The sequence below is a fragment of the Bradyrhizobium sp. AZCC 2262 genome, from assembly GCF_036924535.1.
Taxonomy (GTDB): Bacteria; Pseudomonadota; Alphaproteobacteria; order Rhizobiales; family Xanthobacteraceae; genus Bradyrhizobium.
The window spans coordinates 3814010-3827627 of record NZ_JAZHRT010000001.1 but is presented as its reverse complement, the minus strand read 5'-3'; the positions used below and the strand labels follow the sequence as shown (position 1 = coordinate 3827627).

Genomic DNA, 13618 nt, shown 5'->3' with positions numbered 1-13618 from the left:
TTCGACGATCTCTTCAAAAGATCATCCCGCCTAAAACGCCGCAAAGCCGTGGTGATTCGCGTTCAGGGGCTTAGTTACTTACTGCCTATCCACAGGCAGTGAGGGCCCCGCTTGCGTCACACGCCGTCATTTCGCGTCATCTTGCCAATCCAATCTTGCGGTTCGGTAAAACTACGTATCAGGGATGACATTCATAGTTCGACGATAAGGTATTGATAAATAAGTAATTCTATAAATGAAAATTATGAAACATCGCCCCTCTTACCGAACCGCAGAATTGGATTGGCAAGATGGCGTGAAATGACGGTATGAATTGCTGTGAAAATCGCAGGCAAGCATCAACCTTCGCTTGCACGAACCAAAAACTCTGGTATGTACCGTAGAGAGCCCCATTAGCGGCTCGTGCAAATTGATGTTTGTCGAGAACATCACGCACGAACCGCCGATAGGTGGCTATGACGGGAGTTAAGGCCTCTCCGTCAACGGGGTTCGGACAGTGGCCTGTCGCGAAGCTGTATCACCGTGACTGTGTATGCCACGATTCCGACCCCCGTTCAAGTCTCGCCTTGACGGAGGGTTTCGACGTGCGTCGTTTTCACCTGCTGATTTAAGCCTTGCTTAATGCGTGCTGACGCGCGGCAAGCATGAGCGGTCGCGTGTCAGTCTCACCAATTCACTTTAACCAGCGCGGGGCTTTGCTCCGCGCATCGCCCCGGTTGAAGCAATATGACTGACGATCAAGATCCTCCGGCCGCTTTACCTGGAATGGTGGCGAAGAATATCAGGATAGTAAAAAAGCCCGGAGTGGTGGCGAAGAGTATCAGGATGGTAAAAAAGCCCGTCCAAAAGGAAGCGGGCCGCGAAATGTCGTCGATTGGCTTTCCTTACCAAGACCTTGAATCCGCAATCACTGTCGCGCGCGCCATGCTGCAGTCTGGTGGCGTGGCGCTGACGCGTGAGCAATTGGCTGGCGTGATGAATCAGTCTGCCGGCAGCGGGGCCTTCGTGACCAAGGTGGCGACTGCTCGAATGTTTGGGCTGATCCTTGCAAATAATGGCAAGTACGAACTGACAGACACAGGCTTTGAGATATTGGATTCGGATGAGCGGCGTCAGAAAGCAGCGCGGGCAAGCGCTTTTCTCAATGTCCCGCTGTTTCGCAAGACCTACGACGAATTCAAGGGGAAGCAGTTGCCGCCCCGTCCAGTCGGGCTTGAGATGGCCTTTGTTCGGTTCGGGGTCGCCTCGAAGCAGAAAACAAATGCCCGGTTGGCGTTTGATAAGTCTGCGGCGCAAGCAGGCTTTTTCCCCAATGGGCAGGACAGGCTCATTGAACCGATTATCGGAAATTCGCCTTTGCCAGCGTCACCCCGGAATTCGTGGGATGAGCTTGAATCCGTTGATCATGACGGCCCCGCCGTGGTTGCGCAAAAGGAGCCGGAAGAAAGCAAGCATCACCCTTTTATTCAAGGCCTGCTCGATACATTGCCCGAGCCGCAAACTAACTGGACAATCGAGGGACGAGCAAAGTGGCTGCAAGCCGCCGCCAACATTTTCGACCTAATCTACAAGGGCAGCGGTCAAATTAATATCAGCACGAAGGGCGGCGACACGCCAAGCGAGTAATTTGAATGTTCGCCTCGATTCTCAAAGTAGCGCCATACGACATCGAGGTGGATATTATCGATGGCTGCCCTGCTGTGACTGTAAATATTGCCGAATGTCCTGATAGGAACAAAATCGTATCGGTAGTTTGTGAGTTGGCACAAACAAACATTTGCGCCGAGCCCTGTTGGGAATTCTCTTTCAGTATTGACGTGTTCGCCCTCGACGGCTGCATCGAACCCTTTCGCACGCACGATCGTCAAATGGCTGCGCCGTATATTCCGGCGGAGATTCGCGGAAAGATCATGGATGTGGTCTGCCACGGCCTCTTGGCGCTCATCGAACACGCAAATTGCGGGCTGATTTACCGAGTAACAAAAGATCGTGACCCCACTGAAAATAGTCTCAAAAAGCACCATTTGTTAACGGAAACTCTTGAAAATGCTGGATATTCTGTCCTCGACGAGGGAACGGACCCGTTCGATAGGCGTTTTTGGTTAATGCAAAGGCCGGATTGACCGCAGACTACCCGTGCATGTACGGTTTCCGCTGATGTTGAGAAGGAGGGTGCCATGTTAGCCCGCACTCCATGCCCTAATGTGCGAAAATACGCGAGCCAGCGTGTTTTCGAGGGAACCCGGCCGCTGAGCGCAGACCGGGTGGCGAAGCTGCGCGCCAACTACTACCGTACCCAAACCACCCCCGTGTTCCGGTTGGTGGTACAGCCTGCGCGGCGCGTTTGGCGGTTGCTGGTCGCGCGCTAAGCCGTACCCTGAGATAGTAACATTTCTGTCGAGCGAGGCCCCGCCCACAAGCGGGGCCTTTTGCTTTTTAGGGAATTTTGCCCGGTGCTCACCGAGAATGGCATTGGGCGGGTTTCATGCGGCGGCGGCATTGTCTTATCCGCGCCACGCGCCACGATTTTTAAAGCCTCATCCGGCAGCGGGCGCTGTAGCGCCTTTGCCTCGTCCCAGGGCGCGCATCCAGACGTCACGCACCTCGTCGGTGGTCAAGATCACCGGCATCGCCTTCGAGTCCGAAGCTGGCGCGGGCTGCTCGAAATCGAGGGCTCCCGCGTTTTCGAGCGCCGGCACCACAACCGGGAGGGCAGCCGCCCGTTTGCGCTGCCGGTACGCCCTGGCGCGCTCGGCCGGCGTCTTGGCGCGCGCCGGTTGCGGTTGATGCAGTGTGACGATGGATGCAGAAGTAGTGTCAGCCATTGGAACTGCTCCTAACAGTTGGAATGGTTAGGGCGCGGCGTCGTGCTTCCAACACGACCCGCGCCCGGTGTGAGGGTTTAGGCGGCCGTCAGAAGCCGGGGCGGCGCAGGTAGCTCTATCGAGCCGCCGCGCGGCAGACCGAAGATTTCACGCAGCGCGTCATCGAGGTCGTTCAGCGCACTGACGCGCGGGTCGACCGGGCGGGCGATAATCTGAACGGGAACGAGGTAGTGGTCGCGGGTAACCGACGCAGCGTCCTTGTCTGCGGTCTTGTGCGTCATCACCCTGCCAATGACGCCATCGGAATAGCCAAGCTGCTCAAGGATGCAAGCCCCGGTGCGCCGCAGATCGTGGGGCGTCACATCGTCCAAGCCAAGGTATTCGCAGATGCCCATCCGGCTGTTCTTTTTTGTTGTTCTGGACCCCATCAAGACGCTCAGTGATCCCTGCGCCATGTGGCCGCCGGTCTTCCCGCTGGTGCCGGGGAAGGCATAGCGCCGCCCCTCGTCGCCCGCGAATACCTCGCCAAGGATTTCCTGCGCCAGACTGTTCAGCGGCTGCACGACGTCTCGCGCCTTCTTGGAGCGGCGACCCTTCGCGACCGCGAGCGGGATCGTCACCGTGGTGGCCGTGATTTTGTTGCGCTCGATGGCAACGCACTCGCCCGTGCGCAGCAGCGTGACCAGCGACAGTTTCAGCGCCAGCCTCGCGCCCCTGGTGCCGGGGCACTTCGGGTCATCGAGGCCGAACCAGAGCGTGCGAAGTTCGTCGGCGGTCAGGACGCGCCCGTCGTCGATGTCGGCCTTCTCGATTGCCTTGTCGTCTTCCAGTTGCTTGGTGCAAGGATTGACGGCGAGATACCTCCGGTCGTCGTGCATCGCCCAGACGAACATGGTGCGCAAATTACCCCGAACCATGTTCGCCTGCGCCGGGTGCTTCTCGCGGACATAGCTTTCGTACAGTTCCTTGATGTCGGCGCTGGTGATCTCGCTGGCGACCCTGTTGCCCCACCATTTCAGCGCACGGGCGAGGGAATACTGGATGCCCCTCCAAGTTTCCTTTCGCGGCACGGTGCCCCAGCGCCGATCGACCGGCTGTTTGCAGAAGGAGATGTATTCGTCATGGACCTGCTTGAAGGACACGCCCTCGGCACGGTCCCGCGCGATCTTCTGATGGCGGATTTGCTTGATGTCTTTCTCGCCCGCGACCAGGCCGGCGAGCCGGGTTGCTTCGGTGCGCGCCCGTGCAGGGGTCCATTCGGGGTGTGCGCCGATCAGGTGCCAATCGCGCCTGCCGGTCTTCTTATTGAGGTGCTGATAGTAGAACGTGAACACGCCATTCGGTGTGGTGCGAAGCGCGAAGCCGAGTTGCTTGCTGTCGCTGATGGTCTTTCGCTTGTCGCTTGCTGCGAGATGCTTTTCGGTGATGAGGACTGGCATCGTAATTTCCCGATGGGATGATGACGGGTTGTGATTAGCCCGGCGTTTTGGTTGGATTAGCCCCGGCTAACCGGAAGGTCAGAAACACCGGGGAGGCGATTGAAACATGAGACCTGAGTGTGTAAGAGAAGCTGCCTGTTTGTAAGGGTTTCTCTTTTTTCTCTAACGGTCTCAATGTCCTATCGTATCCTCTGCACCAACGACGATGGCATCCATGCGCCGGGGTTGAAGATCGTCGAGGAGATCGCGCGCGGGCTTTCCGACGACGTTTGGGTCGTGGCGCCGGAACTCGATCAGTCCGGCGTCTCGCATTCGCTGTCGCTCAACGATCCCTTGCGCCTGCGCGAAGTCGGCCCGCGTCATTTCGCAGTGCGCGGCACACCGACCGACTGCGTGATCATGGGATCGCGCCACATCCTCGGCGAAAAGGGGCCCGATCTGGTGCTGTCGGGCGTCAACAGGGGCCGCAACGTCGCCGAGGACGTCGTCTATTCCGGAACCATCGCCGGCGCCCTTGAAGGCACGATCCTGGGAATCCCGTCATTTGCGCTGAGCCAGGAATTTTCCATCGAGACCCGGCACGCGCCGCTGTGGGACACGGCGCTGAAATTCGGCCCCGATATCCTGCGCAAGGTGATCGATGCCGGCGTGCCGAAGAACACCGTGATCAACGTCAACTTTCCCGCTTGCACGCCCGACCAGGTCAAGGGCGTGCGCGTGACCCGTCAGGGCAAGCGCAATCTCGGCTTCCTGAAAGTCGACAAGCGCCACGATGGCCGCGGCAATCCGTATTTCTGGATCGGCTTTGAGCGCGCCGCGATGATGGATACGCCGGCCGAAGGCACCGATCTGGCGGCGCTTGCGGCACGCTACGTATCGGTCACGCCGCTGCGGCTCGATCGCACCGATGAAGCGTTCTCGGATGCGCTGACGACGACGTTGAAGTGACGCCAGTAGCCCGGATGGAGTGCAGCGCAATCCGGGCTACGGGTTACGCACTACGCCCCTGATGCTTCGCATGCCATTTCGGGCCGGGGCCGCGCATGTAGTGCAGCTCGGGGCGGTAGGGGTTGCGGGCAAGGTCGACCAGCCTGTGCCAATGAATCACGATCTCTGTCAGGTGTCGGAGCAGCGGTTGCATGGCCAGCATGGCGATCTCTCAATGCGGCTTGCCGAGCATGGACGAAAACGGCAGGGCGAAGATTTCGTCGTTGAGATCGTCGCTGACATGCAGCGTCCAGTCGCGCCAGTCTTCCGGGCCCTGCGCGGTGATCAGCGATTGCACGACGCGGGCGGCGTGGTTGCGCACATCGGTCAGGTTTCCGACGGCGGTGCCGCGCTGGTCGACGCATACGCCCTCGGAATTGGAGTAGTGAAAATAGACCTTTGCCATGTCCGACTCCCGCGATTGCGACTCACGCAGAAAAATACCAGTCGGAAGACCGGCTTGATATTCGGGGAGATTGCGGACGGGATATTACGGGGACCGCAGGTGGAACCGCGCGATCCCTAAACTTGTCCGAAAATTATCTGTCGCAGCGGGAGGAACGAGGCTTTCGGTTCGGCAGTTTTCACGAGGAAGCCGCGACGAGCGAAACGTCGCGGCATGGACTGGTGGAACCCCGGGAGAGCGACATGATGTCGGAAATGCAGATCCACACGATTGCGCGCCAGATGATGGAGAAGCACGGTCTCACCGCGATCGCGCAAGCCGCACACAATGCACTGGCCTGCGAGAGCAAGGGCGACGCCGAGGAAGCCAGGGAGTGGCGTCATATCGAAGACGCCATGAAGCTGATGCGAGGTCCGCATCAGAGTTAAGTTCCGCGCGATCCGAAGGCCCTGATGGATCCAATAGGGCGCGTGAATGCGCGCCCCGCGAGCGCAATTGGGCTCGCGCAGTCGCGACGAGCGCCATTGCGCTCACGCAGTGATGACAGGCTTCGTGTAATCCGACTTGCTTACCGCACCGGCATCGGCGGGCGTACCACCGGCGCGCCGTCATCGGCGATCGTTTGCTGGGGCGGTGCGGGCGGCAACGGTGCAGCGGCCTGCGCCGGCGGTAGCGGCGCTGCGGGAGCGGCAGCAATCGGCGCGGGCGCGTAGGACGGCGAATAGGAATAGGCCGGCTTCGGCTTTCGCACCGGCGGCGGCGCAGCGGGCCGCGGCGCAGGCGGCGTCAGCGCCGACACCCTGGGCCGCAGGTTCTGTTCGGCAGGCCTGGTTTCGGCCGCTTTGGGCTCTGACGCCTTGGCAAGCTCACGCGCCATTTGGGCCTGGCTCGCCTTCAGCTGCGCGATGGTGGCTTTCAGCTCCTCGACCTGCTGGCCCATCGTGGCGAGATCCTGCGCCATCGATTGCACCTGGGTCGATTCCGCAGAAGGAGCGGCCGCTGCAGTGGCCGTCGCGACAACGGGTTCGGGCTGAGTCGGTGCTGCCGCTGCCGCCGGTTGCGCGACGGCCGGATCCGTTGTGGCGGCTTCGTTGGCCGGGGCGTTCGGTTGCTCCGCGACGGGAGGCGTGGTTGTCGAAGGCAATGCAGCCAGAACGAAGGGCGGCGCCCATTCGGCGGCCACCGCCTTGGCCTGATCGCCATAATGCTGCCAGGCAGCGGCGGCCATGGCGCCGCACAGGCCGAGCAGCCCCATGACCACGCGCTTCACCCATTTGGCGGTCGCAGGCTCGCCCAGAGGCTTGAGACCATCTACCTTGATCTCGCCTGGCCTGACATTCTCGACCTGAATATCGCCCACATCAGGGGCGCCAAACGTCGGTTCAAGCTGCGGAATTGCCGCGCTGGCCGAAATCGGGGGCGCGACGTGAACTTGCGGCGCCACCGAAGGGGCGGCCGGATCGTGGGCCAGCGGCGGCGTCTTTTCGGCATGTGCGGCCAGCAGCGATTCGATTGCAAAGACGTCGTGCGGATCGGTGTCTTTCAGCGTTGGCGTGGATTGCATTGGCGGTCCCTTGCTCTGTCCAATGTCACCCGCAACGGGCGGCGAGCATTGCTTTGCGGCGTCGAAAACCCCCGAAAGCCGTTTCCAAGCCGCCACACGGCCAGCGCGGTTTGACCAAAGCAAGGCGATCTCGTGGAGAGGTTGCGGCTGCGGGTTCCGGTTGCTGGAACCGGCGCACAAGGAAAGCGCAAAGGGAGTGCGGGATTTTCTGGATCGGGCGCAGAACGCGCCGGGTGCGCGGTTGGCCGCGTCCTAGAGGGCAACGCCTGTGATGTCAGCGCGATGTCTGGCGTGCCATTTCGGGCCAGGTCCGCGCATGTAGTGGCGCTCGGGACGATAGGGGTCGCGGGCGCGCTCGATCAGGCGGTGGCAGCGCGCCACGATCGCATCGAGGCGGCGGAGCAGCGGCATGAAGGGCGGTCGAGCCGGCAGCATGGCAACCTCTCAGTGCGGCTTGCCGAGCACGAAGGCGAACGGCAGAACGAAGATCTCTTCGTCGAAATCGTCGTTCACGTGCACGACCCAGTCGCGCCAGTCTTCCGCGTCGCGTCCCATGATCAGCGACCGGACGATGCAGGCTGCGCGGTCGCGCGCCTCGGCGAGGTCGCTCACCGCTTCACCGGCTCGATCGAGCCGGACTTCCCGGGAGTTGGAGCAGTGGAAATAGACTTGCGTCATGTTGGCCTCCTGTAAGCGAAGCTGCTCTTATTGGTACGATGCTAACGCCAGAAGGTTCTGCCCATCCGTGATGCACCTCACATCCAGTCGTTAAGATTTTATTAATGCTGTAGTGGTCAAACTTTAGGCATGGAATCGCAGCGGAACCGGACCTCCCGAGCCGGCAGTTGCAAGAGAAGGCCGGTGGCGTAACGCCCGCCGGCCTTTTCTCTCGTCGGCGAGACTCACCGCGCCGTGAAACCGGCCTCTGGAACCAGCATCTCATCTCGCTCGTTCGCTCTCATATTGAGATGGAGAATGAGCAATGACGAAACTGACACTGCTTGGCGCGGCCGCGATCCTTGCGACCGCACTCGCGACGCCTGCGATGTCGCAGGAAGCGACCCAGGAGCCCGGCATGATCGGGTTCAACTACCCGAACTCCAACTATCTGCGCGGCGGATATGGCGTGCGCACGCCGAGCCGCTATGACTACAGCTACTACGGACCTCGCGTGTACTACGGGCCTCGCGTCCATTACGGGCCCGGGCCCGTTGGGCTTGCGGCTGGCGTAGCCGCCGGTGCGATCGGAACGGCGGCTGCGATCGCGGGCGCCCCGTACGTTGATTCCTACGCCTATTACGGCGATGAACCCGGTTATTGGTGAACCGGATTGTCACTTCATCAAAGCGGCCTTACGGCCGCTTTTTTTGGCGCGTAGCCCCGGATGAGCGCAAGCGATATCCGGGACCCCTCGCGCAGCGCCCCGGATGTCGCTCTTGCATGGGCAGAGCCCGCATGGTTCGAGTGCGTTATCCAATGTCTTAAGGGGCAGGTGTCATGGGTAACCGCATTCTCGTCTTTTACGGCTCCTACCGTTCCGACCGCATGGGCATCCGGCTCGCGCAATTCGTCGTCGAGGGGTTTGCGGCGCGTGGCGACGATGTCGAATTGATCGACGCCAAGGCGATTGGCCTGCCGATGCTGGACAGGATGTACAAGGAACATCCGAAAGGCGGCGCACCGGAGGTGCTGGAGAAACTTGCCGAGAAGATCCGCACCGCCGACGGCTTTGTGTTCGTCACCGGCGAATATAATTGGGGCATGCAGCCGGGACTGAAAAACCTCACCGACCATTTCCTCGAGGAATGGTTCTGGCGCCCCGCCGCGATCGCCAGCTATTCGGCCGGCCGCTTCTCCGGCGCGCGCGCTGCGCTCGCATGGCACGGCACGCTTTCGGAAATGGGCATGGTGGTGATTTCGAGCTCGATCGCGGCCGGGCCGATGGCGCAGACGCTTACCGAAGACGGCAAGCCGGCCGGCGAAGGCGGCAAGGCTCTGTCACACGCGTTTCCGCGCTTTGCCGACGATCTCGCGTGGTGGATGGAAGCGGCAAGGGCGCAGCGGGAAAAGAAGAAGCCGCCTTATTGAGATGACGCCGCGATTGGAACGCAATGATGGCGGAAGCGCACCCACTTTTCGCCACGCCTGGACAGCAGATTGCGCTTCGCCTGCCATCTTCCGCCTTCTTCCCCGAGCCGCCGCCGGCGGCTCATCTGCCTCCGCGTACCGGAAAAACTGATGTCGCCAACGAAAGCGCGCTGCGGTCTCTTTGTTCTTGCCGCCATGGCGGCGCTGGGCGGATCGGTGGCGGTTGCGCAGAATCTCGATAAGGGCAAACCGGCGCCAAAACTGTTCGCCGAAAGTTGCGTGTCCTGCCATCGCAGCCCGCGCGGGCTCGCCAAGGACCGCTTTCACCTCACCCTCTATCTGTTTCTGCAGAAACACTATTCCAGCAGCTCCAGCTCGGCCTGGGCGCTGACGTCCTATCTGGAATCCGTCGACAGTGGAAAGCGCGTCGCGGCGAAGTCCGCGGCCAAGACCGGCGCGTCGCGGTCATCAGTGCGGCCGCCGGCGCCGGTGCCGGCGCGATAGACGCCGCGATCGGTCACGACTTGCTCACGGCTAAGCTACGAAATCTCCCCAGCCCTGCCATCTTTTCGACCTTTGCCGGCCTAGCATCCTAAGCGTGCGTGTGGCGGGGAGTAACGACGATGGTGGTGGCTGAGCTGAAGACCAAGGTGGAGAAATACGAGACGAAAGCCTCGCGCTGCGAACAGCAGGCGCGGGCAGCAACGGACAAGGCCGAGCGAAGCTTTTACGAGGTTCTGGCCGGCTATTACGGCAGCCTGGCAACGGATTTTCGCAAGATACTTGAGAAGCGCGTGATCGCATAAGCGACTGCCGCCGTAGTCGTAGCCCGGATGAGCGCCAGCGAAATCCGGGGCGGTGTTGGCGTGGTCCCGGATGTCGCTAGCGCTCATCCGGGCTACGGCGGCGGGCTACTTCCGCGACATCCCCTTGCCCCGTTCGGTCAGCTTCACCATCACCTGCAGGGCGTGATTGGTCGGCGTGGGAATGCCGAGTTCGGCGCCCTTGCGCACCACATAGCCGTTGAGAAAATCGATCTCGCTGGGCTTGCCGCGCGCCAGATCCTGCGCGGTGGACGACATCTGGTTCGGCATGATGGCCGGGATGTTCAGGATATGCGCGAGGAGATCGTCGCCGATCGATACGCCGCAGGCGCGAGCGACCGCTGTCGCCTCCAGCACCGCGCGCGTGACGACATCGCGCGTGCCTTCGACTTCCAGCATCGGGCCGTAGGAAATGCCTGCGACGGCGGAAAGCGCGTTGAAGGCGCAGTTGATGATCAGCTTGCTCCACAGCGTCTTGTCGATGTCGTCCGCGATCGTGATGCCGATGCCGGCGGCCGCAAGCGTCTGCGCCAGTGCTTCGCTCGCGGCGGAGGGGCCGATGGCGAGGTCGCCGCCGCCGTGATGCCTGACATGGCCGGGCCCGGCCATCTCGCTTCCGACATAGACGACGACAGGAATGACGGCGTGGCCGGTGACGGCAGAGAGACGCGGCGCATTATCAACGCCGTTCTGCAGGCTGAGAACGGATGTTTCCGGCAGCAGGCGTCCGGCGAGCGACCGGCCGGCCTGCTCGGTATCGGCCGACTTCACGCACACCAGCACCAGCTCGGGCGGGGCAAGCGCGGTAGCATCGGTCGCGGCTTTGGCGGGCAGGCGGCCGCTGAAAGTCCTGGTGTCGAGCAGCAGGCCATGGGCGTTGATGGCGTCGACATGGGGCTGCCTGCCGATGAAGGTCACGTCATGTCCAGCCCGGAGCAGCACTCCGCCGTAGTAGCATCCGACCGCTCCAGCACCGACGACCGCGATTTGCATGTTTTTTCTCCCGGCAGGCCCTGCTGCTAACTGGTTGGGCTCTCACCATTAATTGAGTATGGGGAACTGCATTGTTGCAATGCAATATCGTGATATCGCATTGCAACAAAAGAGGTATAGGTTGCGGGCTCGAATCGTACCCCGGAGAATTGAAGTGAAAAAGACCTACCTATCCATCGCAGCCGCCGCCCTGATCTCGATTGCGGGCGCCACTGCCGGTTTTGCGGCGGAGTTGCCGAGCTATGAAGCGAAGGGCCTGCCGATATCGGCGGTGCAGGTTGGCGTGCTGGGCGCGGCGAATGTCCGGGAACAGTCACCGGCGCTGACCTCCACAGCCACTGCGCATCAACTGAGCGTCCTGACACCGCGGACGACACGGACGGCCGAGACGGCCGCGCCAGCCCCGACCACCGGTCGCGCCATCCGCTGACCGGTATCGCCATCGCCGCTTGAGCAAAAAGCCCGCGATTTCATCGCGGGCTTTTTGTCTTGAATGACAGGCTCCCCGCATTTGCGCCGTGCGCAAGCCGACCAGCGAGGGCTATGACGACGCGCACGTGATGGGTAGCGGGTGTTCGCGCTGCCTTCTTTCAGGTAGCATTGTCTCATGAGCGAAACCGAGACCTTGTTTGCGGCCCTGCGTCAGTCGTCCGACGAAGCCGTTGTGGACTTGCTCGAGCGCATGGTGCGGGATGCCCCGGATCATGCCCTGAACAAGATGAACGCGCTCGATCTCGCCGGCACGGCGGGCATCGACGAAGAGCGGGTCATCGCCGCACTCCTGAATGCGGTCGGGCTCGGCATGTTCGAGATGACCTGGAACGTGATGTGCCCGAGCTGCGCCGGGGTTCTTTCCGCCAACAAGAGCCTGAAGACCCTGGATCGGTCGCAGTATAATTGCGCTTTCTGCGCCGCGGGCTACGAGACGACGCTCGACAATCTGGTCGAGGTGACTTTTACGGTAAGCCCGCGCCTGCGAAAGATCGCGGCCCATAATCCCGACGAACTGTCCGCGGCCGAATATTATCGCCAGATCTTCTGGAGTTCGGCGATCGATCTTCCGGACGATCTGGAGAGCCTGCTGGACGACGTCACGCTCGAAATCGTCGACTTGCCGGCAGGCGAAAGGGCCATCCTTTCCCTGCAGGTGCCGCAGGGCACGTTGATCGTGTTCGATCCCGTGACGCATGCGGCCCAGTTCCTGGAGGTCAGCGGCGAAGAGACCAGCGAGCGCCAGAACCTGTCGGTGATCTTCAACAAGATCCAGGTTCCCGTCGACACCGTTGGCTTGCGACCCGGGCCGCTGCGCCTCGCCCTGGATAACCGCACCGACGGTCGCGTGTTGCCGGCGGTATGGGTGGCGAACCCGGCGCTGGACGACATCCTCAAGCGACGAAAGTCGGTTCTCACGGCAACGCGTCTGCTCACCAACCAGACGTTTCGCGATATCTACCGGACCGACACGCTCGCCATCGGCCAGCGCCTCAAGATCCTGAGCCTGACTTTCCTGTTCAGCGATCTCAAGGACTCCACCGAGCTTTATGAGCACGTCGGTGACCTCGTCGCTTTCGATCTAGTCAACGAGCATTTCAGGCTGTTGCAGGAGATCATCGCGTCCGAACGAGGGGCGGTCGTGAAGACCATCGGCGATGCCGTGATGGCGACCTTCGAGACACCCGACCGCGCCATTGCCGCGGCGATCCGCATGCGCGAGGCGATGAGCGATCTTGGCGCCGAGCGTCAGCACCAGAGCCTGCGCCTGAAGATGGGCATCCATGAAGGCTCATGCCTCGCGGTGACCCTCAATGGCCAGCAGGACTATTTTGGCCAGACGGTCAATATCGCCTCGCGCGTCCAAGGCCTTGCGGCCTCACGCTCGATCGTGGTGACGGAGCAGGTGGTGGAGAACGCGCATGCCCGCACCCTGCTCGAGACCAGCGGGCTGAAGCCGACGCCGAGACGCGTGGCGCTGACCGGCATCGCGGAAAAGGTGTCGGTCTACGAAATTTCCTGAGCGAAGCGGAGCAACATTTTCGGAGAAGAAGCCATGAACAAGCCTTCGCCCGTCAACCCGCCCGAACTTCGGTCGACCTTCGTCGCCGCCTCGTCGATGCCCTGGCAGCGAACGGAGTTCGACGGAATAGAGATGAAGATCCTGTACAAGGACGACGAAGGGCGCTCGACCATCCTGTTCAAGATGGCGCCCGGCGCGGTCGTGCCGCTGCACGAGCACACGGCGCTCGAACAGACCTTCATGCTCGAAGGATCGCTGGAAGACGCCGAAGGGAGCTGTGGCGCGGGTGACTTCGTGTGGCGGCCGGGCGGCAACATCCATGTTGCGCATGCTCCCAACGGCGCGACGTTCCTCTCCGTGTTCAATCGCCCGAACCGCTTTTTCGATGGAACGAAATTTTTCACTTCCTGAAGAACGCAGGTAGGACGCATCCGGCTTACCGGCTAATTCCTGTGACACAATCACCACACTCGAACCG

General features: G+C 61.4%; 18 protein-coding genes and 1 pseudogene. 11 read left to right on the top strand and 8 right to left on the bottom strand.

Annotation, left to right across the window (positions count from 1 at the left end):
- Nucleotides 1-726: 726 nt before the first annotated feature.
- Together V1283_RS18220 and V1283_RS18215 are read left to right on the top strand one after the other, a co-directional pair.
- Nucleotides 727-1626, top strand: coding sequence for a hypothetical protein (locus V1283_RS18220; RefSeq protein ID WP_334387824.1), 900 nt, complete (start codon nucleotides 727-729; stop codon nucleotides 1624-1626).
- 5 nt (nucleotides 1627-1631) lie between these two features.
- Entirely contained in the window at nucleotides 1632-2123 is a 492-nt protein-coding gene (locus tag V1283_RS18215; protein ID WP_334387823.1) for a hypothetical protein, read from the top strand.
- 242 nt (nucleotides 2124-2365) lie between these two features.
- Here the strand turns inward: V1283_RS18215 and V1283_RS18210 are convergent.
- Nucleotides 2366-2636 (bottom strand): annotated as a pseudogene (locus tag V1283_RS18210) (hypothetical protein); the annotation flags it as partial.
- Between the two features lie 266 nt (nucleotides 2637-2902).
- Nucleotides 2903-4264, bottom strand: a complete 1362-nt coding sequence (locus tag V1283_RS18205; RefSeq protein WP_334387822.1) for a tyrosine-type recombinase/integrase — start codon at nucleotides 4262-4264, stop codon at nucleotides 2903-2905.
- A 174-nt stretch (nucleotides 4265-4438) separates the two neighbouring features.
- Between V1283_RS18205 and surE the strand changes: the two genes are divergently transcribed.
- Nucleotides 4439-5212 carry a 5'/3'-nucleotidase SurE gene (gene surE, locus V1283_RS18200; RefSeq protein WP_334387821.1) on the top strand — a complete coding sequence of 258 codons (774 nt, stop codon included), beginning with the start codon at nucleotides 4439-4441 and terminating at the stop codon, nucleotides 5210-5212.
- 43 nt (nucleotides 5213-5255) lie between these two features.
- Here surE and V1283_RS18195 read toward each other — a convergent pair whose 3' ends face one another.
- A complete protein-coding gene (locus V1283_RS18195; RefSeq protein ID WP_334393411.1) occupies nucleotides 5256-5414 on the bottom strand; it encodes a hypothetical protein in 159 nt (52 codons plus the stop codon).
- A gap of 9 nt (nucleotides 5415-5423) precedes the next feature.
- Complete coding sequence (locus tag V1283_RS18190; RefSeq protein WP_334387820.1) at nucleotides 5424-5657, bottom strand: DUF6894 family protein; 234 nt, start codon at nucleotides 5655-5657, stop codon at nucleotides 5424-5426.
- A 242-nt stretch (nucleotides 5658-5899) separates the two neighbouring features.
- Here V1283_RS18190 and V1283_RS18185 point away from each other — a divergent pair, with 242 nt between their 5' ends.
- Nucleotides 5900-6085 (top strand): hypothetical protein, encoded by a 186-nt coding sequence (locus V1283_RS18185; protein WP_247838274.1) that lies wholly within the window; start codon nucleotides 5900-5902, stop codon nucleotides 6083-6085.
- Between the two features lie 140 nt (nucleotides 6086-6225).
- On the opposite strand, the gene V1283_RS18180 is transcribed toward V1283_RS18185, so the two are convergent.
- The 3 genes from V1283_RS18180 to V1283_RS18170 form a co-directional block, all read right to left on the bottom strand.
- Nucleotides 6226-7221: a hypothetical protein gene (locus V1283_RS18180; protein ID WP_334387819.1), complete on the bottom strand. Its 996-nt coding sequence runs from the start codon at nucleotides 7219-7221 to the stop codon at nucleotides 6226-6228.
- Between the two features lie 252 nt (nucleotides 7222-7473).
- The gene (locus V1283_RS18175) at nucleotides 7474-7656 is read right to left on the bottom strand and encodes a hypothetical protein (protein ID WP_334387818.1); all 183 of its coding nucleotides are present in this window, start codon (nucleotides 7654-7656) and stop codon (nucleotides 7474-7476) included.
- Nucleotides 7657-7665: 9 nt separating this feature from the next.
- A complete protein-coding gene (locus V1283_RS18170) occupies nucleotides 7666-7899 on the bottom strand; it encodes a DUF6894 family protein (protein WP_334387817.1) in 234 nt (77 codons plus the stop codon).
- Between the two features lie 304 nt (nucleotides 7900-8203).
- Between V1283_RS18170 and V1283_RS18165 the strand changes: the two genes are divergently transcribed.
- The 4 genes from V1283_RS18165 to V1283_RS18150 all read left to right on the top strand — a co-directional run bounded on the left by V1283_RS18165 (nucleotide 8204) and on the right by V1283_RS18150 (nucleotide 10115).
- Nucleotides 8204-8545, top strand: coding sequence for a hypothetical protein (locus V1283_RS18165; protein WP_334387816.1), 342 nt, complete (start codon nucleotides 8204-8206; stop codon nucleotides 8543-8545).
- 173 nt (nucleotides 8546-8718) lie between these two features.
- A complete protein-coding gene (locus V1283_RS18160; RefSeq protein WP_334387815.1) occupies nucleotides 8719-9309 on the top strand; it encodes an NADPH-dependent FMN reductase in 591 nt (196 codons plus the stop codon).
- A gap of 150 nt (nucleotides 9310-9459) precedes the next feature.
- The gene (locus V1283_RS18155) at nucleotides 9460-9813 is read left to right on the top strand and encodes a hypothetical protein (protein ID WP_334387814.1); all 354 of its coding nucleotides are present in this window, start codon (nucleotides 9460-9462) and stop codon (nucleotides 9811-9813) included.
- Between the two features lie 119 nt (nucleotides 9814-9932).
- Nucleotides 9933-10115: a hypothetical protein gene (locus V1283_RS18150; RefSeq protein ID WP_334387813.1), complete on the top strand. Its 183-nt coding sequence runs from the start codon at nucleotides 9933-9935 to the stop codon at nucleotides 10113-10115.
- A gap of 105 nt (nucleotides 10116-10220) precedes the next feature.
- On the opposite strand, the gene V1283_RS18145 is transcribed toward V1283_RS18150, so the two are convergent.
- Nucleotides 10221-11126, bottom strand: coding sequence for a ketopantoate reductase family protein (locus tag V1283_RS18145; RefSeq protein ID WP_334387812.1), 906 nt, complete (start codon nucleotides 11124-11126; stop codon nucleotides 10221-10223).
- A 154-nt stretch (nucleotides 11127-11280) separates the two neighbouring features.
- Here V1283_RS18145 and V1283_RS18140 point away from each other — a divergent pair, with 154 nt between their 5' ends.
- The 3 genes from V1283_RS18140 to V1283_RS18130 all read left to right on the top strand — a co-directional run bounded on the left by V1283_RS18140 (nucleotide 11281) and on the right by V1283_RS18130 (nucleotide 13551).
- The gene (locus V1283_RS18140) at nucleotides 11281-11556 is read left to right on the top strand and encodes a hypothetical protein (protein WP_334387811.1); all 276 of its coding nucleotides are present in this window, start codon (nucleotides 11281-11283) and stop codon (nucleotides 11554-11556) included.
- A gap of 177 nt (nucleotides 11557-11733) precedes the next feature.
- A complete protein-coding gene (locus tag V1283_RS18135; protein ID WP_334387810.1) occupies nucleotides 11734-13140 on the top strand; it encodes an adenylate/guanylate cyclase domain-containing protein in 1407 nt (468 codons plus the stop codon).
- 33 nt (nucleotides 13141-13173) lie between these two features.
- Nucleotides 13174-13551 carry a cupin domain-containing protein gene (locus tag V1283_RS18130; RefSeq protein WP_334387809.1) on the top strand — a complete coding sequence of 126 codons (378 nt, stop codon included), beginning with the start codon at nucleotides 13174-13176 and terminating at the stop codon, nucleotides 13549-13551.
- Nucleotides 13552-13618 lie beyond the last annotated feature (67 nt).